This window comes from Paraburkholderia terrae (genome assembly GCF_002902925.1).
GTDB classification, from domain to species: Bacteria; Pseudomonadota; Gammaproteobacteria; order Burkholderiales; family Burkholderiaceae; genus Paraburkholderia; species Paraburkholderia terrae.
This window is the reverse complement of sequence record NZ_CP026111.1, coordinates 3,459,574-3,484,975: the sequence shown is the minus strand read 5'-3', so window position 1 is coordinate 3,484,975 and position 25,402 is coordinate 3,459,574. Positions and strand designations below refer to the sequence as shown.

Genomic DNA, 25,402 nt, shown 5'->3' with positions numbered 1-25,402 from the left:
AAGCTGCATCGCTGCAGCTTTATCAATCCGCGCACTTCTTTTTTGGACTACGTCGCGCGGCGTTCTTCAGTTCGATTCCTTAGAGCATGCCCGTCGCGTGATACAGGCTCACCGACTTGATGCGCTGGAGCGCATCGCCGTGCCGCTCGGTAAGACGATCCATGCCGGTACGGGTCTGCTGGCTGAGGCCTGCGTCGATGCGCTGGATCGCGCGGATCTTCTCCAGCGCTTCCGGCGTCTGCTCCGGGCGCAGCGACATCAGCAGCGGCGAGCGCTCTTCGACGATCGCCGACGCACGCGCCCAGTCTTGTTGCGAAACCGCGCTTTCGAGAGCGTGGGTCAGGTCGAGTGCGCGAGTCAGCGAATCGTTCATCACAGGTTCCATTGAGCGGGGTGTCGGTCCGCGTTACTTCGAGTTCAGCGAGCCCGTCAAGCCGCCGCCGCCGAACAGCTGGTTCAGGTAGGCCGTGTTGTTCGCCATCGTCGACATCAGGGTGTTCAGTGCCGTGAACTGCGCGTTGTATTGATCGGTCAGCGTGCTCTGATAGTTCGTGAGCTGCGTCGCCTGATCCGACAGATTGCTCAGGTCGGTGTTCAGGGCCTGCGTGCGCTGATCGATCGTGCCGCTCGTCTGCGTGTACGTGTTGATGAACGAGTTCAGCGTCGTGCCGATACCGTTCGTCTTGTTGAACACGGCCGCGACGGCCGAGCTGTTGCTCGTCAGCGCGGTCTGCAGCGCGGTCGAGTCGACCGACAGCGTGCCGTCGTGCTGCAGGTTGATACCGATCGACGACAGGCTGAACGTCTTGCCGCCGACGGTAATCCCGCCGCCGATCAGGCCACCCAGACCGTTCGTGATCGTGTTCGTCATCGCGTCGCCGAGCAGCGCGCCCGCTTGCGAGCCCGTCGCCTGCGTCGGGTCCCAGGTCAGGCCCGTCTCGGTCGTGATGTAGTTGTTGTACGCGGTGACGAAATCGTTGATGGCCTTCGTCGAGGCCGTCGTGTCGTTGGTGATCGAGATCGTCTGCGTGCTGTTTGCCGACGCACCCGAGATGTCGATGCTCACACCCGTGAGCGCCGTCGTGATCGTGTTGCTGGCGCTCGTGATCGTGTTGCCGTCGATCGAGAACGTGGCGTCCTTGCCGGCCGCGACCTGCGTGAAGCTGGCCGTGTTCAGACCCGAATCGAGGCCTGCGCCTGCGGAAACCGTCACGTTGTTGGCCGCGCCCGTCTGCTTCGACGTCAAGACCAGATGCTGGCCGTCCGCTGCCGTGATGACGGCCGCCGATACGCCAGGATTGTTGTTTGCCGTGTTGATCGCGTTGGCGACGTCCGACAGCGAATCGGTCGATGCAACGCTGATCTGCATCGAGCTGCTGCCGACGCCGACCGTCAGCGTACCGCTGCCGAGGCTCGCGCCCGACGCGTACGCCTGCGAGGAAATCTTGTTGGCCGTCGCGATGTTGGTGACGGCGAGTGTGTAGTTGCCGGCCACCGCGCCTTTGCTCGGGTCGGCCGTTGCCGTGACACCCGTGCCCGTGCCGCCGAGAGCGACCGCGAGCTGGTTGAGCGCCGTGCCGTCCGACAGGCCGCTCAACGCGGTCTGCAGCGACGAAAGCGCCGATTTGATCTTGCCGATTGCGGACAGCTCTGCGTTGTCCGAATTCTGCTTGGTCGTGATTTGCGACGATTGAGCCGCCGTTTTCGCCGTTACGAGCGCTGACACCAGCGAGTTGACATCGAGGGTCGACTTGGTCGAGCCGCTGATAATGGACTGCGCCGCCTGCTGTAGCAGAGAAGTGATGTCAGCTGACGAGTTCGAAGTCGACGTGGTGGTCATGCGGGTGCTCCGATTGGCGAAACAGGATGCTGTTTATTCGTGGCTTGTAAATGCATGATGGGAGGCGAACCTCCCAACCATGCGATCCAGTTACGTACCGAAGCCGGGCGCGAGCCGCGGCTTCGGGGCGCGGCGCCTTGCTGCGCGCCGCTAGTCGTCACTCTTACTGGAGGAGCTTCAGAACCTGTTGCGGCATCGAGTTCGCTTGCGCGAGCACCGAGATACCAGCTTGCTGCAGAACTTGAGCCTTCGACAGGTTCGCCGTTTCCGTCGCGAAGTCTGCGTCGGTGATCTGCGAACGTGCTGCGCTCATGTTCGTTGCTTGCGTGTTCGTCGTCGAGATTGCTGCCGAGAACGTGTTCTGCGTTGCACCCAGCGTTGCCTGGAAGGTGTTGACGCTCGTCAGCACGCTGTCGATCGTGCTCATTGCTGCCTGTGCGCCCGAAGCCGTCGAAACCGACACGCCGCTCACGCCGAGGCTGCTCGCATCCCACTTTTGCGTACCGAAGTTAGCCGTGATCTGCTGGCCGTTGAATGCGCCGATCTGGAAGTTGACCGAGCCGATGCCGTTCAGGACCGATTGGCCGTTGAACGTCGTTTGTTGCGCGACGCGGGTGATTTCCGTCAGACGGGTCGAGACTTCCGACTGGAGGTTAGCCAGTGCGTTCGAGTCGAGCGAGCCGTCGCCTGCTTCAACTGCCAGCTGGCGGATACGTTGCAGGTTGTCGACGATCGATTGCAGCGCGCCGTTCGTGGTTTGCACCATCGAAATGCCGTTGTTCGCGTTTGCAGCACCTTGCGTCAGTGCGTTGATCGAAGCCGTTTGCGACGTCGAGATCGCGAGACCTGCCGCGTCGTCAGCAGCGGAGTTCACACGCTTGCCCGACGACAGGCGGTTGATCGCCTGCGACAGCGCGCTTTGCGAACCCGACAGGTTGTTCTGCGCGGTCAGCGAAGCGATGTTGGTGTTGATGTTCAGCATTTTGCGTCCTCGTTTTTAAAACGCCTCGGATGGAGAGGCTGTTTTGGCTCGGCGTCGCGCTTGACGTGTGCATTGCGTCGCCGCCTGTCCTGGTTGACGGCGTGGTCAGAAGAAAACTTTAGGGGCGATCTCGCGAAATTTGGGGGCGCATGGGTGTGGCGCGGGTGCGCGCGGGGGCGTCTGTGACGAATGTCAAGACGGCGTATCCTTGTTGGCCCGCTTTCTTTGCTCGTGGAGATGTCATGCAGAAACGCATTCTCGGCACGTCGCAACTGCAGGTCGCGCCGCTGATGTTCGGCGGCAATGTGTTCGGCTGGACGGCGGATGAAGCGACGTCGTTCTCCATCCTCGACGCGTTCGCCGACGCCGGCCTGAATTTCATCGATACCGCCGACGTCTATTCCGCCTGGGTGCCGAACAACCACGGCGGCGAGTCGGAGACGATCATCGGCAAGTGGTTCGCGAAGTCGGGCAAGCGCGACAAAATCGTGCTGTCGACCAAGGTCGGCATGCTGGGAAGCCGCAAGGGATTGTCGGCGGGCAATATCCGCGCGGCTGTCGAAGACTCGCTGCGGCGCTTGCAGACGGACTATATCGACGTGTATTTCTCGCATCTCGACGACGAGGAGACGCCGCTCGCGGAAACGCTGGGCGCGTATCAGCAGCTGGTCGAAGCGGGCAAGGTGCGGGTGATCGGCGCGTCGAACTACGGCGGCACGCGCTTGCAGGAAGCGCTGCAGATCGCGCGGGACAACGGCCTGCCGCAATATCAGGTGATCCAGCCGGAGTACAACCTGTGCGACCGCGCGGCCTACGAAACCGATCTTGAACCCGTTGCGCTCGCCGCGCGGCTGGGCGTCGTCTGCTATTACAGCCTCGCGAGCGGCTTTCTGTCGGGCAAGTACCGTTCGCGCGACGATCTGTCGAAAAGCGCGCGCGGCCGCAAGGTCGAGGGTTATCTGAATGAACGCGGCTTCGCAATCCTCGATGCACTCGACGAAGTGGCGCAGCGGCACGGCAGCACGCCTGCTTCGGTGGCGCTGGCATGGCTGATTGCGCGACCCAGCATCACGGCGCCGATCGCCAGCGCGACGTCGGTCAAACAGCTCGAAAGTCTTGTCGCAGCGGTGCATCTGACGCTCACCGACGCGGATTTGCGCATATTGAACGACGCAAGTGCCTGAACAGAATCGCTAAAATGCTGGTCTGAAAGCGAATTTCCTGGTATGATCGGGAGTGAATTGAGATCTTTGCTCGTTTCGTCATGGGTTACTGGTGGCGAAACGCTAGCTAGGCGCGGCGCCGCAACGTGCGCTGCCCGCGTTTCGCGGTGAACTCCCACCTCTCTTTTCCGGCCTCCGTGGCCGCATTGCCTCTCGTTTTCAGTTGTGCTTCGCCAGTCTGAAACGACCGGAGGGCCGGCGCGTGTGTGGGTTGACTGCCACGCCATTAACCGTATCAAGCGTATTTAGGAATTACATGACGACGATTCTTCTGAAGGAAAACGAGCCGTTCGAAGTGGCAATCCGCCGCTTCCGCCGCGCAATCGAAAAGAATGGCCTGATCGCAGAACTGCGTGAGCGCCAGGCGTACGAAAAGCCGACGACGGCACGTAAGCGCAAGAAGGCAGCTGCAGTGAAGCGCCTGCACAAGCGCCTGCGCAGCCAGATGCTGCCGAAGAAGCTGCACTAAGCACGCTTCCTCCGGTACGCGAAAGCACGCCAACGGCGGTGTGAGCTTCGAAAGAAGCCACACCGCCGTTTTTCATTTGTCGGGTTTAGCGCGCTTGCCGGACATGGCGCGCGAAGCTTCGCGCTGATGTCGCTCGTGAGACTGAATATCAGGCGGCCGTTTTGACGCGTTCGTCGGAAAGGACGAATTGGCGGGCGATCGAGCGTAGCCGGTCGCGCCATTCCCAAGTCCCGAAAACGTCATGCACGTTTTGCAGGCAACTGAGCAATTCGACGGTGACGGGATCGTAGATGTTCAGGCGCGCGCGCAACAACGCCTTCTTCAGCGCAGCCACGCCGACGTCCATGTACATGGGCGTTTCAGAAGCGATCTTGCCGACGTATCGCACGGGAATGCCTTCCATCGCGGTCATGTAGTCGCGCGGATGGATAAAGCTGCCGACCGGGCAGCCGCCGCAATAACCGCGGTAGGCGCCGCCACCGCGCGGCAGCAGCGCCGCGCGGCCCTGGCCGAACAGATGCTCGACTGCCCGGTCGAAAATTTCCTGATGTGTCAGGAAGTTATGATTTTTCATGTTGGTCTCCCCCCGCGCACTGCGCAGCGGTCATTCGTTTCTGGTGCAATCGCCGACAGTATTCCGTGACGTGCTCACGCCCGAAGCCGCGACGAGAGCATCATTTACCGCCCAATTCACGGCTTGCGAAGCGCACACCTGCACCAGCGACGCCGCCGACGCCCGGCTGACTATCCCCGTCCGGAGGCGCGTCGAACGACATCGCATACATTAGTTATAACGAGCGGAATGCGGTAAAGGTCAGCCGTTGTGTTGGCTAGCGCTCAATGCGGGCACGAACGGCCGTCGCTCCGCTCGTCAAGCTCTGTTCGAGGGCTTGCGGGAAGCGGGTTTGCGCGTGACGCTATGCAGCAGGCCACACCCGTTCGAGCCGGGCGCGATGATGTCATGTGTTGCAACGGCGCGACACATACGCACAAGCCATTGGAACAAGCCGCGCTCGTCACTTCGCGCTCTTTTTGCGGCTTTTCGTCCCGAGCAGGGCGCACCGCGAATAACAGGGGCAATCGGTCTGATGGTCGTTGACCATACCGACTGCCTGCATGAACGCGTAGCAGATGGTTGTGCCCACAAATTTGCAGCCGTAGCCTTTGAGCGCTTTGCTGAGCGCGTCCGACACATCCGTCGATGCCGGCGCATGCGTGTAGCTCGTCCAGGCGTTCTGGATCGGCGTGTTATCGACGAACGACCACACGAAATCCGCTAACGACCCATGCTCCGCCTGAATCTGCATGACGGCCTTGGCATTGAGAACCGTCGATTCGATCTTGCCGCGATGGCGCACGATGCCTTCGTCGAGCACAAGCGCGTCGATCTTTTTCGGCGTGAAGCGGGCGACCTTGTCGATGTCGAAGTTCGAGAAGGCGCGCCGGTATCCGGCGCGTTTGTTCAGAATCGTCGACCACGACAGCCCGGCCTGCGCGCCTTCGAGCACCAGCATCTCGAACAGATGCTGGTCATTGCGAGAAGGGACACCCCACTCGGTGTCGTGATAGTGTGCGAGCGCTTCGCTCGTCGTCGCCCAGTTGCATCGCTGCTCCGCCACGTTCAGGCTCCTGCATGGTTGGTTGATCGCCCGTCTGTCGGGCCACGCCAGCATAGCGGAACGGCTTTCGGCCGCAACCTGGCCGATCGGCTAATTGTCGCGGGCGAAAAGACCTGCCACGCTATGCGGTAACACATCAATGAGCATATCGATGAATCAAGACCTCTATCTGATCGGCGTCGACGGTGGCGGCACCGGCACGCGCGTCGTGCTGGCGAACGCCGGAGGGCAGGAACTCGCGCAAGGCGCGGCGGGGCCGTCCGGCCTTGCGTTGGGCGTCGAGCGCGCGTGGGACGCGATTCTGGCTGCGAGCGCGCAAGCGTGCGAGCGCGCCGGCATCGCCGCCGACTGGCCGCGCTTCGTTTTCGGCTGCGGGCTCGCGGGCGTCAACAACCGCGACTGGCTGGCCGCATTTCGCGCGAAGGCGCCGGCGCTCGCCGGCCTCGCGATCGAAAGCGACGCCTATTCGACCTTGCTCGGCGCGCACGGCGGCGAGCCGGGTGTGATCGTCGCGCTGGGAACGGGCAGCGTGGCGGCGGTGCTGGACCGCGACGGTCAAAGTCGCATGGTCGCCGGCTACGGCTATCCGTCTGCCGACGAGGCCGGCGGCGCCTGGCTCGGCCTGCGGGCCATCGTGCATGCGCAGCAGGCGCTCGACGGCCGCGTTCCCGCCGACGAACTCTCGCAGGCATTGATCGAGCACGTCGGCGCGACCGATCGCGACGGGCTGGTCGTCTGGCTGTGCGACGCGAACCAGACGGCTTATGCGAGCCTTGCGCCCGTCGTCGTCGCGCATCGCGAGCATCCGTTTGCCGCCCGGCTGCTCCGCGAAGCCGGTCAGGAGATCGGCAAGATGATTGCGGCGCTCGACCCGTCCGGAACCTTGCCTGTCGCGCTGTGCGGCGGGCTTGGCAAGCCGTTGAGCGAGTATGTGCCCGCGCCTTATCGCGAGCGTCTGCGGGCGCCGCTCTCGGATTCGGCGCACGGCGCGTTGCAGATGGCTCGGAGGGAGGCCGCGAAGACCGGCGGCGCATGACGGGCGAAATGCATGGGAGCGGCGGGAAACGGAAAGCGCCGCGCCAAGAGGCGATAAAATAGACGTTTTCCGACGCCGTCTGCCGCCTACCCATGTACAAAGTCATCGCCAGCGATCTGGATGGAACGCTGCTGAACAGCAACCATCAGGTGGACCCCTTCACGATCAGCACGGTGCGCACGCTCGAAGCGCAAGGCATACATATCGTGATCGCGACGGGGCGCCACTATAGCGACGTCGCGGGAATTCGCGATGTGCTGGGTATCCGGCCATATCTGATCACGTCGAACGGCGCGCGAGTCCATTCGCCCGACGACGAAATGATCTTCGCCGACGATCTGCAGGCGAACGTGGTCCAGCAACTGGTGAAGCCGGAGATCGCGGGCGAGCATGGGCGCGTGATCGTCAACCTGTTCGCCGACCGGGAATGGCTGATCGATCGGGACGCGCCTGAACTGCTGCGCTATCACCAGGACTCGGGCTTCACCTACAACGTGACCGATCTGCAGCAGCACGACGGCGCGGATATCGCGAAGGCGCTGTACATCGGCGATCCCAAAGATCTCGCCGTGATCGCGGCCAACCTCGAGCGCACGTTCGGCGAGGCGCTTTACGTCACGTACTCGTTGCCGGACTGTCTGGAGGTGATGACGGCGAACGTATCGAAGGGGCGCGCGCTGCAGTTCGTGCTCGACCGGCTCGACGTTCCGGCGGCGAAGTGCGTTGCGTTCGGCGACAACATGAACGACATCGACATGCTGGAGACGGCGGGCCATCCGTTCATGATGAACAACGCGAATCCTGATCTCATCAAGCGTCTGCCGAATGTGCCGCGTATCGGCAATAACTTCGAAGCGGGCGTCGCGCACCATCTGCGCAAACTGTTTGAACTGGACGATGAACTGACGGCATAAATTCCGGCCGCCGAATGCACATGGCGCGCTCCTGTCAGGAGACGCGCCATCTCGAAGTGAAGGCGGATAAGCTAGGCGAAAGTCTGAAGCCAGCAGGCGCAACAATAAGACGATCTACGCCGCGAAAGCCGGCTTCTTAGTCACGATAGCCGCCCCGGTGGTTGTCGTTCCCCCGGTAGCCATAGCCATTGTTGTTGTCCCAACGGTTGCCATGATCCCAGCGGCCGCGATCCCAGCCACGGTCATGGCGATAGCCGTCGTAGCGGCGGTCTCCCCAATAGCGGTTGCCGTAATACACCGGCTGCGGGGCGGGCGCGACATACGCAGGCGCGACATAAACAGGGGCAGGCGTCCCGAGCGACAAGCCGATGCTCAGATTCGAGTGCGCCTGTGCGACACCGCATGCGCCAGCGGCGAGGCCAACTGCAACGAGCATGTGAGTGACGATGCGCTTCATTGTGATTCTCCTGTGAATGCGGCGTGTTTGCCGTACAGGTTCAATCTACGCGTCGCCGGCGAGCGGCACTGCGACAGGATGTTACGAAGTGAAAGCATGCAATGCCGCCGTATCAGGTGGATTGCGGCATTCGCGCAATGCTTTACAGATGGCGCTTTGCGGGCGTCCGCCCATTTGTCCGTATAGCGCGGAGCGGCGCGAGGTGGGCCTTTCAAAAACCTAAAGCGCTTCTTCAATAGCGATGAATACGGCCGTAAACCAGCCTTACATTTGAACCATCTATTAATGCTGGAAGGGCTCCGCGAAAATGACAACGGGGCGCCGAAGCGCCCCGTTGTCATTCAGGCGGGATAGCCAGCAATCAGGCCGTCACGCGTACGCGTTTTTCGTCCGTGACATGCCGGGCATCGCCGGCCACCAGCGGATAAACAATAGCGGCGATCACGGCGCCGAGAATCGGCGCGACCCAGAAGAGCCACAACTGGTCGACGGCAGCGCCGCCGACGAACAGCGCCGGCCCCGTCGAACGCGCCGGATTCACCGACGTATTCGTGACGGGAATCGAGATCAGATGGATCAGCGTGAGGCACAGGCCGATTGCGATCGGCGCAAAGCCGGCGGGCGCGCGCTTGTCGGTCGCGCCGAGAATCACGAACAGGAAAAAGGCCGTCATCACCGTTTCGCAGACGAACGCCGCCGGCAACGCGTAATGGCCCGGCGAGCGGTCGCCATAACCATTGCTCGCGAAACCGCTCGCGACCAGATGGAAGTCCGGATTGCCCGAAGCGATGACGGACAGCACATACGCGCCGAACACGGCGCCGAGCACCTGCGCGACGATATACGGGATGAGGTCGCGCGCCGGAAAGCGCCCGGCGACAGTCAGGCCGACGCTCACCGCCGGATTCAGATGACAGCCGGAGATATGCCCGATGGCGTAGGCCATGGTCAGGACGGTCAGGCCGAAAGCGAGCGAAACGCCCACGAAGCCGATGCCGAGCCCGTGAACGGGACCGGCGAAATTTGCTGCCAGGACGGCGCTGCCGCAGCCTCCGAGTACGAGCCAGAAGGTGCCGAACAGCTCCGCCGCGAGGCGCTTGGAGAGGTTCATCGTGTGTAATCCTAATAAGTACGGGGATTCAAGGACGAGAGCGCACGCGCTACCCGCCACTTGGGAGCGCAAATTTTAAGCAACGTTGCACAAATGGACTGTCAAGAATTGTCATTCACGAACGGGGAATTATTTCGTGATAAAAGTCCAGCGGTTTGAACAATTCAGTGCCGCTTTATAAATACTCAGACGAAAACTTTTGATAGCGCGGTATTAGCCGCCATTGCGAATTTCGTTAGCACGGGCTAATCTCCGTGCTAACCACTTTTAGAAAAAGAGGGGAGCCCAAATGTCACAATACGCAGATCTCAAGGCGCAGATTGCCCGCTTGCAGCAGGAAGCGGACGAAGCGCGTCGTAGTGAAGTAGGCAATGTGATTGCCGAAATCCGCCAGAAAATCGCCGAATACGGACTTAACGCGCATGACCTGGGTTTTGCCGAGGCGGCTCGCCGCGGACGCCCGCCCAAAAAGGCGCCGTTGCCTGCGAAATATCAGGATCCGAAGTCGGGCAACACGTGGAGCGGCCGGGGAAAGCCGCCCAAGTGGATTGCCGGCAAGAACCGCGAGCGCTTTCTGATCGGGCAGGCCTAATTAGGGGAAACGGCGAAAGCCGCCTGAAGGCGATCTGGCAAAATTCGCCACCTTTCGGATTCTGTTAATGCGCGGTAAGCCGTCTGAAGCGGGGATAGCTTCATTCGGTAAAAGCGCATTGCGGCGCATTGAAGAAAGCGCTTCCATTGCCGATCCGGTTCCGAACGCCGGAAAAGAAAAAGCCGCCTGGGGAGGCGGCTTTTTCGTGTGAGAGGCGCAATAACTGTCTTTGAATGACAGCGCAAACGTTCAAGTGAACAAATTACGCAATCTGTCGCGGCATCGGCAGAGTTGACCTGTGCAATCCGGCGATCAACCCACTGCCACGCGGCGCAGCATCGGACGGCGCGTTGCTTCCAGCATCGCCGAATAGCTGTCTACATAGTTCTGCGCCATGATCTTCGAGCTGAAACGGCGCTCGAACTGCGATCGGATTTCCGTGCGCGACAGGTCGTCGATACGTTGCAGCGCGGCCACGGCGCCCTGCACGTCTTCGCAGATGAAGCCAGTCACGCCGTGGTCGATCACTTCCGGCACCGAGCCACGGTTGAACGCGATCACGGGCGTGCCGCAAGCCATCGACTCGATCATCACCAGGCCGAACGGCTCCGACCAGTCGATCGGGAACAGCAGTGCCTTCGCGCCCGACAGGAATTCCGGCTTCTGCGCCTCGTTGATTTCGCCGATGAACTCGACGTGCGCCATCGACAGCAACGGCTCGATTTCCGTCTTGAAGTATTCCTGATCGACCTTGTCCACCTTGGCGGCGATCTTCAGCGGCAGACCGCTTTGCGCGGCGATCTTGATGGCTGTATCGACGCGCTTTTCCGGACAGATCCGACCCAGGAATGCCAGGTATTCCGGCTTCTTGTGCGTTTGCGGCGTAAGCAGCTGCTCCGGCAGGCCGTGATAGATCGTGTTGAGCCAGTTGGCCTGCTGCAGCGGCAAACGCTGCGAATCCGAAATCGAGATCACGGGTGCATCGGTGAACGTGTCGAACACCGGTTGCAGCTCCGGCAGGTCCAGACGGCCGTGCAGCGTGGTCACGAACGGCGTATCCAGCGTCGAAAAGAGCGGGAACGGCAGATAGTCGAGGTGAAAGTGCAGCACGTCGAACTCGTGCGCGACCTTCCGAACCTTCTCGAGCAGCAGCATGTGCGGGGCGAGCGCGTCGCGGATCGTCGGATCCAGACGCAGCGCGCGCGGCCACGAGGCTTCGAGTTTCGCGGACGTCACCGAATCGCCGCTCGCGAAGAGCGTCACATCGTGACCCAGATCGACCAGTGCCTCGGTCAGATACGACACGACGCGTTCTGTGCCGCCATAGAGTTTCGGTGGGACAGCTTCGTACAACGGTGCGATTTGTGCGATTCGCATGCGTGATCTCCTTGTGCAAACGGGCTTCGCGCGGCGCTGCTTTGCGTGTGGCAAATAAGCGGAAGCCTTTCGGACGGTTGGGCGCGGTGTGCCGCCGCCCTTGGCAGGATGCCCAAATGGGGTTATCCCTAGGTGCCATTATCGGGATCGCGAGCCGCAATTCGAGCTATTTTTCAAACACTTAATGTTGTTACAGCGCGAAACATGATGCGTAACAACTCCGCGGATGCTGCCGGAAAGCTCGCGACGACGGGCATCGAGGCAATATCCGCCGCACTTTGGGTCGATTGACGCAGCATGTTGCACAGTCGATTCGTCGGATCAAATGGTGCGCTGCCGAACATATCGCTGCGAAATTCGCTTTGTTTCCGCTCAAATATGGGCGCATAATCCGCTTCCCAAACCTTTCACGCCGATCGCGCGTGTAAGTAGTCGGCGCATTCAGCGCGCCAATACCCTCCAAAATCCCCCGTCGCGAAAATTTGTAGGAAAAACTCCTACAGAAATCCTGGATTTTTCCGTCAATGAGTTGGGGTGCCTGTCCGATTTTCATCGACTGCCCCTTTCGGGAAAATGCACGCTGACCATAAGCGTGCCGTTCGTGGTTTTTTTTAACGCGAGCGAGCAAACGTTTTACCAGGCCTGACCAGCCAGATTTGAATCGGGGGATTCAATGAGCACCCAAAGTGACATGCTCAATGAAATTAGGGAAGTGAACTTGTCCTATCTGCTACTCGCGCAGCGTTTGCTTCGCGAAGACAAGCCAATGGGAATGTTCCGCATGGGCATCTCGGAGCAGCTCGCCGACGTGCTCGCCAACCTGTCGCTCGCACAGACTGTCAAGCTGGCCGCATCGAACCAGGTGTTGTGCCGCTTCCGCTTCGACGATCACCAGATCCTCTCGTCGCTGGCCGACAAGGGCAAATCGTCCGCCGTCGCCCAGGCGCACTCCGCCATCCTGATGGCGGGCCAGCCCGTCGAACAGATCGGCTGAGACTGGCCGACGGCCGGCGCGCAGGCGCCGGGACAGACGCACCCTACGCGCGCCGGACACGGCGCTTTTATCGTTTTTCCCGGCCGTTCGCGCCGACGGGAAACGACAACGGACACGGGAAGCGACGCGGATGGCACAGAAAAGCGTGGTGCTCGAAGTCAGGGAAATCACCCTGGCGATTGAACTGATCGAACTCGGCGCGCGCTTGCAGCTGCTCGAGGCGGAGACGACGCTGTCGCGCGACCGGCTCATCAAGCTGTACAAGGAAGTGAAGGGCGTATCGCCGCCCAAGGGCATGCTGCCGTTTTCGACCGACTGGTTCATGACGTGGCAGCCGAACATTCACTCTTCGCTGTTCTACAACATCTACCGCTTCATGTCGGGGCTGGGCGGCTGCGTGACGATCCAGTCGATCGTCAAGTCCTACCGGCTCTACCTCGAACACGCGCGCATGCACCACGACGAACCGGCGCTGAGCCTGACGCGCGCGTGGACGCTGGTGCGCTTCTTCGACTCCGGCATGCTGCAGATGACGACGTGTACCCGTTGCCGCGGGCAATTTGTCGCACACGCGCACGACCCGCAGCACGGCTTCGTATGCGGCCTGTGTGCGCCGCCGTCGCGCGCCGGTAAGACCCGGAAAGCCGCCGACGCGCGCTACGAGGAAGCGCAAGCGGCCCTCGGCGTGTCGCTCGACGAAACGCTTGAAGCCTTGCCTGAGGCCGTCGTCACGGTCGTCTGACAGGCCGCCGGAGCGCCCGTCGCGCAGCCTTCGCCTGTCGCGCGGGGGCACTCTGGTTAACACCGTCCCAGTCCGGCGCGCATTCCGCCAAAGTTTTCCGACTGCTTGCCGTAAACCTGAATAACGACGGTCTCCGTCGCTTTTCGAGAGGGCTCGGCAGTGCTGATTTTCGTGGGAACACTCGTTACGCTGTTGTCCGTCTTCGGCGGCTATGCGCTGGAGGGCGGCCACCTGGGCGCGCTTATGCAGCCCGTCGAAGTGCTGATGATCGCGGGCGCGGGTCTCGGTGCGTTCATCCTCGGCAACGGGATGAAGACGATCAAGGCTACGTTGCGCGTGATTCCGACGCTGTTCAAAGGCGCCAAGTACAACAAGGACGTTTACATGGAGCTGATGGCGCTCCTCTACGTCCTGCTGGCGAAGGCGCGTAAGGAGGGCACGCTCACGCTCGAAGCGGATATCGACGATCCGCAGAAGAGCCCGATCTTCACGCAGTACCCGAAGATTCTTGCAGATCATCACATCGTCGAATTCCTGACGGATTATCTGCGCCTGATGGTCGGCGGCAACATGAATGCGTTCGAGATCGAAAGTCTGATGGACGAAGAAATCGAAACGCATCACGCCGAGGGCGAAGCGCCCGCACACGCGCTGATGAAGGTCGGCGACGCGATGCCTGCGTTCGGTATCGTCGCGGCCGTGATGGGCGTGGTCCACACGATGGCCTCGGCCGACAAGCCGCCCGCCGTGCTCGGCGAAATGATCGCGCAGGCGCTGGTCGGTACGTTCCTCGGCATTCTGCTGTCGTACGGTCTGATCGGGCCGCTCGCGAGCGTCGCGGAACAGCGCGTCACCGAGTCGACCAAGATGTTCCAGTGCATCAAGGTGACGATCCTCGCGAGCCTGAACGGCTATGCGCCCGCAATCGCTGTCGAATTCGGCCGCAAGGTGCTCTTCTCGACTGAACGCCCGTCGTTCGCCGAGCTGGAAGAACACGTGCGCCGCGTGAAGGCGAAATAAGGAACGCGGGCGATGAGCAAGGACAAAGACCGCGCAATCGTTGTCAAGCGCGCAGCGCCGAAGAAGGGCGGCCATCACGGCGGCGCGTGGAAGCTCGCGTATGCGGACTTCATGACGGCGATGATGGCGTTCTTCCTGCTGATGTGGCTGCTGAGTTCGGCCTCGACGGTGCAGTTGAAGGGCATTGCCGATTACTTCAACCAGCCGCTGAAGATCACGCTGTGGGGCGGCGACCGCAGTGCCGTCGATTCGAGCCAGATTCCCGGCGGCGGTCGCGACATCTCGACCGACAAGGACGGCATCACGCGTCAGTCGGACGGCTCGACCAACCGTGCCGAACACACCGCGATGCGTGCCGACGACCAGGCAATGCAGCAGTTGCAGGGCGCCGTCGAGCGCCGTGAGCAAGTCCGCCTGCATGACTTGCAAGTCAAGCTGATGGCCGCGATCGAGGCGAACCCGGTGCTGCGCCAGTTCAAGCAGCAGATCCGCATCGATTCGACGCTGCAGGGCTTGCGCATCGAGATCGTCGATACGCAGAAGCGCCCGATGTTCGCGACCGCGCAGGCCATTGTCCAGCCGTACATGCACGACATTCTGCAAGCGATCGGCAACACGCTGAACGACGTGCCGAACCGCATCGTCGTGCAGGGCCACACCGACGCGGTGCCGTACGCCGGCGGCGAGAAGGGCTACAGCAACTGGGAATTGTCGGCGGACCGCGCGAACGCGTCGCGTCGCGAGCTGATCGCGGGCGGCATGGACGAAGCGAAGGTGCTGCGCGTGCTGGGCCTCGCGTCGACGCAGAACCTGAACAAGGCCGACCCGCTCGACCCGGAAAATCGGCGCATCAGCATCATCGTGCTGAACAAGCGCTCGGAAGACGCGCTGATGCAGGACGACTCGAGCTCGACCACGCTGTCGAACGACGCCGCGGGCTCGAACAAGCCGCTGCTGCAAAAGATTACCCAGCCGGTTTCACCGCCCGCCGCGCAACCGCCGTCGCCGCCCGCCAAAGCGCCGCACGCGATGCAAAAGGAAGCGACGGAAACCAGCGCGGTCGCGCAGCGCGCGGCTGAACCGGCTGAAGCGACAGACAAGAGCGCGGCGCCTGCAACGGCGACGCAATGACAGATAGCGGGATAACGGATGCGCCGATGGCGGCGCAACCTTGATCCATCGTGAGCGCAGTGAGGATTGAATGATCAGGCACATTCTGGCAATCGACGATTCGGCATCGATGCGGCAAATCCTTGCCGCGACGCTGACGGATGCCGGCTATCAGGTGACGCTCGCGGCCGACGGCGACGAAGGGCTCGAAAACGCGCTGGCGATGCCGTTCGATCTCGTGCTGACCGACCAGCACATGCCCGGCCGAACGGGCCTCGATCTGATCGCCGCGCTGCGCGGCAACCCCGCGTACCGCGACACGCCGATCCTGGTCCTCACGACCGAATCCGGCGAGCCCTTCAAGGCAGCGGCGCGCGATGCGGGCGCCACAGGATGGATCGAAAAACCGCTGGACCCCGACATGCTGACCGAACTGGTCGCTGCGCTCGCCTGAGCGCGGCAGCCAGCAGGCAGCAACCGATATTTGGAAGTGGCATAGCAGCCAGGACTCTCGCGGTGACACACGCATGACTCTCGACATCACTCAGTTCTACCAGACGTTCTTCGACGAAGCGGACGAGCTGCTCGCGCAGATGGAGCAACTGCTCCTGAACCTGGACGTCGGCCATCCCGATCCCGAAGATCTCGCCGCTATCTTTCGCGCGGCTCACTCGATCAAGGGTGGCGCCGCCACCTTCGGCTTCACGGCGCTGACCGAGACGACGCACATTCTCGAATCGCTGTTGGACCGCGCGCGCAACAACGAAATCGTGCTGCGCAAGGACATGATCGACACGTTCCTCGAAACCAAGGACGTGCTCTCAGGCCAGCTCGCCGACTATCGCGCGAGCGCCGAGCCGGATGCGGCCACCGCCGCCGCGATCTGCGCGAAGCTCGAACAGCTCCATAAGGAAAGCAGCGGCGCCGCGCCCGCAGCGGCGGCGCCTGCCGCGGCTGCGCCGCAAGCGGCAGCCGTGCAAGGGCATACGCCGGAGCACGTGGTCGAACAGGCTGCACAGGCAGTAGAAGCCGCAGGCGTTTGGGCAGACAACGAACCGGCACAGACCGGCGCTGCTTCATCCGATGCGGCTGCAGGACCCCATCTGAAAATTACGCTACGGGGCGTTGGGGAAAAGGACCAGGAACTGCTCACCGAAGAGTTGGGCAACCTGGGCCGTATCGTCGGACAGGTGAAGACGGGCAGCGATATCACGCTGTGGCTGGAATCCGATGTGTCGTCCGACGATATCGTCGCCGTGTGCTGCTTCGTGATCGACGAAAGTCAGATCCTGATCGGCCGCGGCGCAGCGCCGGCAAACGGTGCGGAACAGGGTGCGCCTGGAGCATCCGAAGCCGCGCAGACCGAGCCGGCGAATGCGGGGGGCATGGCGAGCGGCGGCGCGGGGGCGCCGGCCGCTGTCGTGCAGCCGGCGGCTGCTGCACCGGCGCCTGCCGCCGCGCAGCCGGTCGCGCAGCCCGCAGTGGCGCAAGCCGCAGCACAAGCGGCGCCTGTTCCGGCCGAGGCCGCAATCGTTACACCAGCCGCCGCAGCCGCGCCCGCCGCGCCGAAGGCCGCGCCTGCATCCGCCGAAGGCGATCGCAAGGCACGTCCGGCGGCCGCCGCGAATGCGGGCGAAGGCAGCTCGATCCGCGTGGGCGTCGAAAAGGTCGACCAGCTGATCAACCTGGTCGGCGAACTGGTGATCACGCAGGCGATGCTGGCCGAAACCACCAGCACGTTCGACCCGGCGCTGCACGACCGCCTCTTCAACGGCATGGCGCAACTGGAGCGCAATGCGCGCGATCTCCAGGAAGCCGTCATGTCGATCCGCATGATGCCGATGGATTACGTCTTCAGCCGCTTCCCGCGTCTGGTGCGCGATCTGGCGGCGAAGCTCGGCAAGCAGGTTGAACTCGTCACCTTCGGTCAGGCGACCGAACTCGACAAGAGCCTGATCGAGCGCATCATCGATCCTTTGACTCACCTCGTGCGCAACAGCCTCGACCACGGCATCGAAACGGTCGAGGCGCGCAAGGCAGCGGGTAAGGATTCGACGGGCCAGCTGGTGCTGTCGGCGGCCCATCACGGCGGCAACATCGTGATCGAGGTCAGCGACGACGGCGCGGGCCTGCGCCGCGACAAGATTCTCGCGAAGGCCGCCAAGCAAGGCATCACCGTCAGCGACACGATGACGGACGACGAAGTCTGGAACCTGATCTTCCTGCCGGGCTTCTCGACGGCGGAGCAGGTGACGGACGTCTCGGGCCGCGGTGTCGGCATGGACGTGGTGAAGCGGAACATCCAGTCGATGGGCGGTCACGTCGAAATCACGTCGCACGCGGGCAAGGGCAGCACGACGCGCATCGTGTTGCCGCTCACGCTGGCGATTCTCGACGGCATGTCGGTCAAGGTGGGCAGCGAGATTTTCATTCTGCCGCTGAACTTCGTGATGGAGTCACTGCAGCCGCGCGCCGACGACATCTACACGGTCGCGAACGGCGAGCGCGTCGTGCGCGTGCGCGGCGAATATCTGCCGCTCGTCGCGCTGCACGAGGTGTTCTCCGTCGAAGACGCACGCACCGATCCGACGCAAGGCATCGTCACCATCATGCAGACGGAAGGACGGCGCTTCGCGATGCTGATCGACGAACTGGTCGGCCAGCAGCAGGTGGTGGTGAAGAACCTCGAAACGAACTACCGCAAGGTACACGGCATTTCCGCTGCGACCATCCTCGGCGACGGCAGCGTCGCGCTGATCGTGGACGTGGCGGCGCTGAACCGCGAGACGCGCGCGTCGCATAGTGCGTCGCTGGCGCTCGCCTGAAATTGAAACTGAAACTCAACTCATCCCAACCGTTTGGGGGCTAACGTGGCAGAAGTCCAATCCATCAATTCGAACGGCGTAGCCGGTTCGATCGGCCGCCGCGACGCGCAAGCCGACGCGAGTGGTCAGGAATTCCTGATCTTCACGCTCGGCGCCGAAGAGTACGGCATCGACATCCTGAAGGTGCAGGAAATCCGCGGCTACGACAGCGTGACGCGGATCGCGAATGCGCCCGAGTTCATCAAGGGTGTGATCAATCTGCGCGGCATCATCGTGCCGATCGTCGATATGCGTATCAAGTTCCACCTCGGACGGGTCGAGTACGACCATCAGACGGTGGTGATCATCCTGAACGTCGCGGGCCGCGTGGTCGGCATGGTCGTGGACGGCGTGTCGGACGTGCTGACGCTCGCCACCGACCAGATCATGCCCGCGCCGGAATTCGGCGCGACGCTGACGGCGGAATATCTGACGGGCCTGGGCACGGTCGACGGCCGCATGCTGATCCTGATGGACATCGAAAAGCTGATGACCAGCCGGGAAATGGCATTGACGGAAGCGCTCGGGAAGTAAGGCAGGCAGAAACGACAGCCTCGCATGGGATGGAAGTCAGGCGCGAAAGCGCCGGCTTCCATCGGCAGAATCAGGGAGCAAAACAATGCTTAGCAGATGGTCGATCCGGACGACGCTGACCGTCGTGGGGATCATTCTCGTTGGGCTGACGGTGATCGTCGGGGCGCTCGGGCTCACCGCGCTGAGCCGTTCGGGCGACGCGCTCGACAGCATGGCGCGCGGCGACATGGTCGCGATCCGCACGCTGAACGACTCGGGTTCGTTCCTGTTGCGCTCGCGTGTGTCACTCGACCGCGTCAACGCGCTGACGGCGGCAGGCGAGATCGAGCAATCGAAGCAGGTGCTCGACCGCGCGGCCGAACTGCTCGGCAAATCGAATGAAAGCTGGCAGGCGTTTCTGAACACGCCGAAGAACGGCATCGATCAGACGCTGATCGACGCCGTGGTCGCGAAGCGCACGGCGCTCATCAACGACGGCGTGAACCCCGAGTTCACGGCGCTGCGCGCAAGCGATCTGTCCGGCTATCACGCGATCGCCGACACGAAGATCAGCCCGATGTTCGTCGCGTACGACAACGCGGCATCGCCTGTGGTCAAGGCGTTGCAGGCACACGCGGAACAGCAGCAGGCGGACACCGTCGCGCAGATGTCGATGCTGCGCGCAGCGATCATCGGCGTCATCGTGGTTGCGCTGGTGCTGGTGGTGGCGATCCGCTTCGCGATGCGCGGCATGATCGTGCAGCCGCTGGATGATGCCGTCACGTGCTTCGAGCGCATTGCGAAGGGCGACCTGTCGCAACACGTGGACACGTCGGGCACCAATGAAATCGGCCGCCTGTTCAAGGCCGTCAAGGCGATGCAGGACAGCCTGTCGACGATGATCCGCTCGGTACACACGAGCGTCGAGTCGATCGATACAGGCGCGCGCGAAATCGCGATGGGCAACACGGACCTGTCGCAGCGCACCGAACAACAGGCGGCGTCGCTGCAGGAAACGGCGTCGAGCATGGAGCAACTGACGGGCACCGTGAAGCAGAACGCCGACAACGCACGTCAGGCGAGCCAGCTTGCCGTGAACGCGTCGGACATCGCGACGCGCGGCGGCGAAGTGGTGGGCCAGGTGGTGAGCACGATGCAGGGTATCGCGACCAGCTCGAACAAGGTCGTCGACATCATCAGCGTGATCGAAGGCATTGCGTTCCAGACCAACATCCTCGCGCTGAACGCCGCCGTCGAAGCGGCGCGCGCCGGCGAGCAGGGCCGCGGCTTCGCGGTTGTCGCGGGCGAAGTGCGCAGCCTCGCGCAACGCAGCGCGAGCGCGGCGAAGGAAATCAAGGAGCTGATCGGCGACTCGGTCGACAAGGTCCAGAGCGGCTCTGCGCTCGTCGGTCGCGCCGGCACGACGATGGACGAGATCGTGCAGGCCGTGCGGCGCGTGACGGACATCATGGGCGAGATCAGCGCGGCGTCGGAAGAACAGTCGGGCGGCATCGAGCAGGTCAACCGCGCCGTCGTGCAGATGGACGAAGTGACGCAGCAGAACGCGGCGCTCGTCGAACAGGCTGCCGCCGCGGCGGCGTCGCTCGAAGAGCAGACGCGCTCGCTGCAGACGGTGATCGGACAGTGGCGCGTGAGCGGCGCGCAGCAGGCAACGAAGGCGATGCCGACTGCCAACACGGCGAAGAGCCGCGTGAAGGCGGCCGTTGCACACGCGAAGCCGGTTCATGCGCAACCCGCCGTCGCGAAGCCGGAAGCGGCAGCGCACACGCGCGCCGAACCGGTGGCGCGCAAGCCGAGTGTCGCGGCGGCTGAACCCGCGCCGCGCCAGGCGGCCGTGGCCTCCACGTCCGATGCCGACTGGGAAACGTTCTGAAGGACGATGGATCGAGATGCGGACTTCCGGCACATCGTCCCGTGATGGACGTTTCAGCGCGACGCGTCGTGAAGGCGCGCGTGCAGCAGGCTGGATCGGGCCGTGGGAAGGGCAGTGGGAACAGGTAGAACAGAAGGCCGCGGCGCTGGCGACAGCGCATGCAACATCGCAAGCAGTATCGAAGGCAATGGCGGCATTGGCGGGATCGACGGGCGGTGCGGCGCTCCTTATGGCAGACGGAAGACATGATGATGGCAACGCGCGCGCAATCACGCCCTGAACGGGCAGAGCCGGGAAGATCCGGCGAACAGGCACGCGACTTCGAGTTCACATCGGCGGATTTCGCACGGATTCGTGAGCTGATTCATCGCAGCGCAGGCATTTCGCTGTCCGACCACAAGCGCGACATGGCGTACAGCCGCCTCGCGCGACGGCTGCGCGCACGCGGGCTCGACTCGTTCCGCCAGTACCTCGACATGCTCGAGGCGGACAACGATCCCGCCGAGTGGGAAGCGTTCACGAACGCGCTCACGACGAACCTCACCGCGTTTTTTCGTGAAGCGCATCACTTTCCGATCCTCGCGGACTTCGTCGCGCGCCGTCCGGCGCCCGTGTCGGTGTGGTGCTCAGCGGCATCGACGGGTGAGGAGCCGTATTCGATCGCGATGACGCTGATCGAAGCGCTCGGCGACCATGCCGCGCGCCAGGCGACGGTACTCGCCACCGACATCGACACGCAGGTGCTGGCGAAGGGCGAAGCGGGCACGTACCAGTTCGATCAGGTCAAGCACCTGTCGCCGGAACGGCTCAAGCGTTTCTTTCTGAAGGGCACGGGCGCGCACGCGGGGATGGTGAAGGTGCGTCCCGAAGTACGCGCGATGATCCGCTTCGAGCAACTGAACCTGACGGATCGCGATTACCGGTTGAACACGCAGTTCGACGCAATCTTCTGCCGCAACGTGATGATCTACTTCGACAAGCCGACGCAGGGTCAGGTGCTGTCGCGCTTCGAGCCGCTCGTGAAGGCGGGCGGCCTGCTGTTCGCCGGGCATTCGGAGAATTTCACGTATGTCACGCAGGCGTTCCGTCTGCGCGGACAGACCGTCTATGAACTGACACGCGACGCAGGCGCTGCGACAGCTGCCGGCCGCGCGGCTCAACGTGCAACGAGCGGGGTGCCAGCATGAGCAGCACCCTGCCGATCGCAACGAACCTGTATTACGACAACCACTTCCAGCGCCCCGGCGTGAAGCTGCTGCCGAACGAGTTCTACACGACGAGCGAAGACATGGTGCTCGTCACCGTGCTCGGCTCGTGCGTGGCGGCCTGCATCCAGGACCGCACAGCGGGTATTGGCGGCATGAATCACTTCATGCTGCCCGACGACGGCGCCGACGTCGCGCAAGCCGCGTCGGACTCGATGCGCTACGGCGCGTACGCAATGGAAGTGCTGATCAACGAGCTGATCAAGGCGGGCGGCCGACGCGAACGCTTCGAAGCGAAGGTGTTCGGCGGTGCCGCCGTGCTCGCCGGCATGACGACGATGAACATCGGAGACCGCAACTCCGAGTTCGTGCGCCGTTACCTTGCACTCGAAAAAATCCGCATCGTCGCCGAGGACCTGGAGGGCAAGCATCCGCGCAAGGTCGCGTTCATGCCGCGTACCGGTCAGGTGATGGTGAAAAAGCTGCGTCTTCAGCAGGAAGCAGGCGTCGCGGAACGCGAACAGGCGCTCGCCCGGCAATCGGCCGAAGAGCGCGCCGAGCGGCTCGCGAAAGCGCGTGCGCGCGTCGAGTTGTTTTCGTCGCCCACTGCCGCGAAGCCGCGCATCGAGCTGTTCGGCTCGGGCGGATCGGCGGGAGCCAACCAGGCTTCGGGAACGGGCGCTGCGCGCCCGGCTGGCGCGAAGCCGCGTATCGAACTATTTGGCGCCACCGCGCGCCCGACCCAACCAAATAACGCCAGGACAGTAGAGGAGGCGTGAGCACCGTGCAAAAGATCAAAGTATTGTGCGTCGATGATTCGGCGTTGATTCGTAGCCTGATGACGGAAATCATCAACTCGCAACCCGACATGACGGTCGTCGCCACGGCGCCCGATCCACTCGTCGCGCGAGACCTCATCAAGCAACACAACCCGGACGTGCTGACGCTCGACGTCGAAATGCCGCGCATGGACGGCCTCGACTTCCTCGAGAAGCTGATGCGCCTGCGTCCGATGCCCGTCGTGATGGTGTCGTCGCTGACCGAGCGCGGCTCGGAAATCACGCTGCGCGCGCTCGAACTGGGCGCTGTCGATTTCGTGACGAAGCCGAAAGTCGGCATTCGCGACGGCATGCTCGACTACTCGGAAAAGCTCGCCGACAAGATCCGCGCGGCAGCCCGCGCGCGCGTGCGCCAGGCCGCGCCCGCGCAGCATGCGGCAGCGGCCGCCGGGCACACGGGCGCCGCTGCGCATGCCGCGACACCCGCGCCGCTCTTCAACAATCCGCTCGTGTCGACGGAAAAGCTGATCATCGTCGGCGCGTCGACGGGTGGCACGGAAGCGATCCGCGAAGTGCTCGTGCCGCTGCCGCCCGATGCGCCCGCTGTGCTCATCGCGCAACACATGCCGCCCGGTTTCACAAAATCTTTTGCACAACGCCTTAATGGTTTGTGCCGGATTACCGTTAAAGAGGCAGAGCACGGCGAACGCGTGCTGCCCGGTCATGCGTATATCGCACCCGGCCACGCTCACCTGTTGCTCGCTCGCAGTGGGGCCAACTATATTGCGCATCTGTCAGACGACCCGCCGGTCAACCGGCATCGTCCGTCTGTCGATGTGTTGTTCCGCTCGGCGGCGCAGCATGCGGGGAAAAACGCTGTCGGCGTGATTCTCACGGGCATGGGACGCGACGGCGCAGCGGGTCTGCTGGACATGAGGAAAGCGGGTGCGTACACGCTCGCGCAGGACGAAGCGAGCTGCATCGTGTTCGGTATGCCGCGCGAGGCGATCGCGATGGGCGCCGCGGACGAAATCGCGTCGCTGTCTGAAATGAGCCGTCGCGTGATGGCACGTTTGTCCGCAATGGGCGATCGCGTTCAACGCGTATGATGCGAGCCTCGGCGCAAAATTGAGATAAGCCGAAGACCACCGCACGATCTGGATTGGGGAAAAGGAACAGGAAATGGATAAGGGAATGAAGATTCTGGTTGTGGACGACTTTCCGACGATGCGCCGGATCGTTCGCAATCTGTTGAAGGAACTGGGCTACTCGAACGTCGACGAAGCGGAAGATGGCGCGGCGGGTCTTGCGCGTCTGCGCAGCGGTGCGTACGAGTTCGTGATTTCGGACTGGAACATGCCGAACCTGGACGGCCTGGCGATGCTGAAGGAAATCCGCGCGGACGCGACGCTCTCGCATCTGCCCGTGCTGATGGTGACGGCAGAATCGAAGAAGGAAAACATCATTGCGGCGGCTCAGGCTGGCGCAAGTGGTTACGTGGTGAAGCCGTTCACGGCTGCGACGCTCGACGAGAAGCTCAACAAGATTCTCGAGAAGATGGCAAAAACCGGGAGCTGATGTGAACCCACCCATCGACGAGCAGGGCGCGAGAGACGACGGCACCGACCTCGCTACCGACCGCATTCTCGCCCGCATTGGACAGTTGACGCGCACGCTGCGCGATTCGATGCGCGAGCTGGGGATCGACAAGCATGTCGAGCGCGCGGCGGAGGCGGTGCCGGATGCTCGCGACCGTCTGAAGTACATCGCGACGATGACCGAGCAGGCGGCCGAACGCGTGCTGTCGGCGATCGAAGTGGCGAAGCCGATGCAGGAGCAGTTGCAGCAGGACGCGGCGGAACTCGACGCGCGCTGGGAGCAATGGTATGCGGCGCCCATCGAGCGCGAGGAAGTGCGGGCGCTGATGAACGATACGCGGACTTTTCTCCGCGGGGTGCCGGAGCTGACTACTGCGACTAACGCGCAGATGCTCGAGATCATGATGGCGCAGGATTTTCAGGATCTGACCGGGCAGGTTATCAAGAAGATCACGGATGTTGTCTATCTGATCGAGCAGCAGTTGCTCGGGGTGCTGATCGACAATATTGCTGCCGAGCGGCGTGAGCAGTTTGCTGCTACGGCGCAGCAGCTTGTTGCCGAGGCGCAGCATGAGGCGATTTCGCCGACCGGCAGCCCGGAAAGTTTGCTGAACGGGCCGCAGATTAATCCCGAAGGCAAGGCCGATGTTGTGCAGGATCAGGGGCAGGTTGATGATCTGCTGGCTAGTCTCGGGTTTTGATGTTTTTTTGTCTGCGACGCTGGGGTGGCTGCGTGTGTTTTCGCTGGCATCCGCGGTTTGCCTTCGCGGCGCGGTCGGTTTGGTTGTTCTAGCCTTTTCGCTGGCATCCGCGTGTTGCCTTCGTGCTTCACGCGTCGCCCCTGTGCGGGGCGGCACCTACTTTTCTTTGCCGCCGCAAAGAAAAGTAGGCAAAAGAAAGCGGCTAACACCGCCAATCCTTGTTCCTGCCTGAGGGCCCCCAACGGTTCTTACGCTTCACACGGCAACCACATGACTCATGCTCGTTGCCAGCGCTCTTAATGGGCGCCTCACCCGCTTCAAGCTCCCGCAGTACTGTATGCCACGCCAGATATTCCGCCGCC

27 protein-coding genes are annotated in these 25,402 nt (G+C 62.7%); 19 read left to right on the top strand and 8 right to left on the bottom strand.

What is annotated here, in order from left to right; translation table 11 throughout:
* Positions 1-79 precede the first annotated feature (79 nt).
* From fliT to C2L65_RS15530, 3 genes are all read right to left on the bottom strand, one after another.
* Entirely contained in the window at positions 80-373 is a 294-nt protein-coding gene (gene fliT / locus C2L65_RS15540) for a flagellar protein FliT (protein ID WP_233446464.1), read from the bottom strand.
* 33 nt (positions 374-406) lie between these two features.
* Positions 407-1,840 carry a flagellar filament capping protein FliD gene (gene fliD / locus C2L65_RS15535; RefSeq protein WP_042305140.1) on the bottom strand — a complete coding sequence of 478 codons (1,434 nt, stop codon included), beginning with the start codon at positions 1,838-1,840 and terminating at the stop codon, positions 407-409.
* Between the two features lie 163 nt (positions 1,841-2,003).
* Positions 2,004-2,822 (bottom strand): flagellin domain-containing protein, encoded by an 819-nt coding sequence (locus tag C2L65_RS15530; RefSeq protein WP_042305141.1) that lies wholly within the window; start codon positions 2,820-2,822, stop codon positions 2,004-2,006.
* 242 nt (positions 2,823-3,064) lie between these two features.
* Here C2L65_RS15530 and C2L65_RS15525 point away from each other — a divergent pair, with 242 nt between their 5' ends.
* Positions 3,065-4,006, top strand: coding sequence for an aldo/keto reductase (locus tag C2L65_RS15525; protein WP_042305142.1), 942 nt, complete (start codon positions 3,065-3,067; stop codon positions 4,004-4,006).
* A gap of 295 nt (positions 4,007-4,301) precedes the next feature.
* Positions 4,302-4,514, top strand: a complete 213-nt coding sequence (gene rpsU / locus C2L65_RS15520) for a 30S ribosomal protein S21 (RefSeq protein ID WP_007581560.1) — start codon at positions 4,302-4,304, stop codon at positions 4,512-4,514.
* Positions 4,515-4,662: 148 nt separating this feature from the next.
* On the opposite strand, the gene C2L65_RS15515 is transcribed toward rpsU, so the two are convergent.
* Both C2L65_RS15515 and C2L65_RS15510 read right to left on the bottom strand, forming a co-directional pair.
* Entirely contained in the window at positions 4,663-5,088 is a 426-nt protein-coding gene (locus tag C2L65_RS15515; RefSeq protein WP_042305143.1) for a hypothetical protein, read from the bottom strand.
* Between the two features lie 442 nt (positions 5,089-5,530).
* A complete protein-coding gene (locus C2L65_RS15510; RefSeq protein ID WP_174485028.1) occupies positions 5,531-6,187 on the bottom strand; it encodes a DNA-3-methyladenine glycosylase I in 657 nt (218 codons plus the stop codon).
* A 97-nt stretch (positions 6,188-6,284) separates the two neighbouring features.
* Between C2L65_RS15510 and C2L65_RS15505 the strand changes: the two genes are divergently transcribed.
* Both C2L65_RS15505 and C2L65_RS15500 read left to right on the top strand, forming a co-directional pair.
* Entirely contained in the window at positions 6,285-7,169 is an 885-nt protein-coding gene (locus tag C2L65_RS15505; protein WP_042305145.1) for a glucosamine kinase nucleotide-binding domain-containing protein, read from the top strand.
* A 92-nt stretch (positions 7,170-7,261) separates the two neighbouring features.
* Positions 7,262-8,083, top strand: coding sequence for a Cof-type HAD-IIB family hydrolase (locus C2L65_RS15500; protein WP_042305146.1), 822 nt, complete (start codon positions 7,262-7,264; stop codon positions 8,081-8,083).
* Positions 8,084-8,219: 136 nt separating this feature from the next.
* On the opposite strand, the gene C2L65_RS15495 is transcribed toward C2L65_RS15500, so the two are convergent.
* Positions 8,220-8,540, bottom strand: coding sequence for a PXPV repeat protein (locus C2L65_RS15495; protein ID WP_042305147.1), 321 nt, complete (start codon positions 8,538-8,540; stop codon positions 8,220-8,222).
* Between the two features lie 361 nt (positions 8,541-8,901).
* A complete protein-coding gene (gene aqpZ / locus C2L65_RS15490) occupies positions 8,902-9,651 on the bottom strand; it encodes an aquaporin Z (protein WP_042305148.1) in 750 nt (249 codons plus the stop codon).
* Positions 9,652-9,940: 289 nt separating this feature from the next.
* Here aqpZ and C2L65_RS15485 point away from each other — a divergent pair, with 289 nt between their 5' ends.
* Positions 9,941-10,243, top strand: a complete 303-nt coding sequence (locus tag C2L65_RS15485; RefSeq protein ID WP_007581545.1) for an H-NS histone family protein — start codon at positions 9,941-9,943, stop codon at positions 10,241-10,243.
* A 67-nt stretch (positions 10,244-10,310) separates the two neighbouring features.
* Positions 10,311-10,454: a hypothetical protein gene (locus tag C2L65_RS45500; RefSeq protein ID WP_156132247.1), complete on the top strand. Its 144-nt coding sequence runs from the start codon at positions 10,311-10,313 to the stop codon at positions 10,452-10,454.
* 101 nt (positions 10,455-10,555) lie between these two features.
* On the opposite strand, the gene C2L65_RS15480 is transcribed toward C2L65_RS45500, so the two are convergent.
* Entirely contained in the window at positions 10,556-11,620 is a 1,065-nt protein-coding gene (locus tag C2L65_RS15480; protein ID WP_007731003.1) for a glycosyltransferase family 4 protein, read from the bottom strand.
* Between the two features lie 673 nt (positions 11,621-12,293).
* Here C2L65_RS15480 and flhD point away from each other — a divergent pair.
* The 13 genes from flhD to cheZ all read left to right on the top strand — a co-directional run bounded on the left by flhD (position 12,294) and on the right by cheZ (position 25,040).
* Positions 12,294-12,614 (top strand): flagellar transcriptional regulator FlhD, encoded by a 321-nt coding sequence (gene flhD, locus C2L65_RS15475; RefSeq protein ID WP_007581541.1) that lies wholly within the window; start codon positions 12,294-12,296, stop codon positions 12,612-12,614.
* A gap of 130 nt (positions 12,615-12,744) precedes the next feature.
* Positions 12,745-13,356 carry a flagellar transcriptional regulator FlhC gene (flhC, locus tag C2L65_RS15470; RefSeq protein ID WP_042305149.1) on the top strand — a complete coding sequence of 204 codons (612 nt, stop codon included), beginning with the start codon at positions 12,745-12,747 and terminating at the stop codon, positions 13,354-13,356.
* A gap of 159 nt (positions 13,357-13,515) precedes the next feature.
* Positions 13,516-14,376: a flagellar motor stator protein MotA gene (gene motA, locus C2L65_RS15465; protein ID WP_007581537.1), complete on the top strand. Its 861-nt coding sequence runs from the start codon at positions 13,516-13,518 to the stop codon at positions 14,374-14,376.
* 12 nt (positions 14,377-14,388) lie between these two features.
* Positions 14,389-15,507 carry a flagellar motor protein MotB gene (gene motB, locus C2L65_RS15460; protein WP_042305150.1) on the top strand — a complete coding sequence of 373 codons (1,119 nt, stop codon included), beginning with the start codon at positions 14,389-14,391 and terminating at the stop codon, positions 15,505-15,507.
* 70 nt (positions 15,508-15,577) lie between these two features.
* Entirely contained in the window at positions 15,578-15,940 is a 363-nt protein-coding gene (locus tag C2L65_RS15455) for a response regulator (RefSeq protein WP_042305151.1), read from the top strand.
* Between the two features lie 73 nt (positions 15,941-16,013).
* Entirely contained in the window at positions 16,014-18,311 is a 2,298-nt protein-coding gene (cheA, locus tag C2L65_RS15450) for a chemotaxis protein CheA (RefSeq protein ID WP_042305152.1), read from the top strand.
* Between the two features lie 45 nt (positions 18,312-18,356).
* Entirely contained in the window at positions 18,357-18,884 is a 528-nt protein-coding gene (locus C2L65_RS15445) for a chemotaxis protein CheW (protein ID WP_042305153.1), read from the top strand.
* Positions 18,885-18,969: 85 nt separating this feature from the next.
* Positions 18,970-20,757 carry a methyl-accepting chemotaxis protein gene (locus C2L65_RS15440; protein WP_042305154.1) on the top strand — a complete coding sequence of 596 codons (1,788 nt, stop codon included), beginning with the start codon at positions 18,970-18,972 and terminating at the stop codon, positions 20,755-20,757.
* Between the two features lie 248 nt (positions 20,758-21,005).
* Entirely contained in the window at positions 21,006-21,944 is a 939-nt protein-coding gene (locus tag C2L65_RS15435; RefSeq protein WP_042305172.1) for a CheR family methyltransferase, read from the top strand.
* Positions 21,941-22,741 (top strand): chemoreceptor glutamine deamidase CheD, encoded by an 801-nt coding sequence (gene cheD / locus C2L65_RS15430; protein WP_042305155.1) that lies wholly within the window; start codon positions 21,941-21,943, stop codon positions 22,739-22,741. The genes C2L65_RS15435 and cheD overlap by 4 nt, the downstream gene beginning before the upstream one ends.
* A 5-nt stretch (positions 22,742-22,746) precedes the next feature.
* On the top strand, positions 22,747-23,850 hold the full coding sequence (locus C2L65_RS15425; RefSeq protein ID WP_042305173.1) for a protein-glutamate methylesterase/protein-glutamine glutaminase: 1,104 nt from the start codon (positions 22,747-22,749) through the stop codon (positions 23,848-23,850).
* A 73-nt stretch (positions 23,851-23,923) separates the two neighbouring features.
* On the top strand, positions 23,924-24,319 hold the full coding sequence (cheY, locus tag C2L65_RS15420) for a chemotaxis response regulator CheY (protein WP_028364056.1): 396 nt from the start codon (positions 23,924-23,926) through the stop codon (positions 24,317-24,319).
* A 1-nt stretch (position 24,320) separates the two neighbouring features.
* Complete coding sequence (cheZ, locus tag C2L65_RS15415; RefSeq protein WP_007587314.1) at positions 24,321-25,040, top strand: protein phosphatase CheZ; 720 nt, start codon at positions 24,321-24,323, stop codon at positions 25,038-25,040.
* Positions 25,041-25,402: the final 362 nt, after the last annotated feature.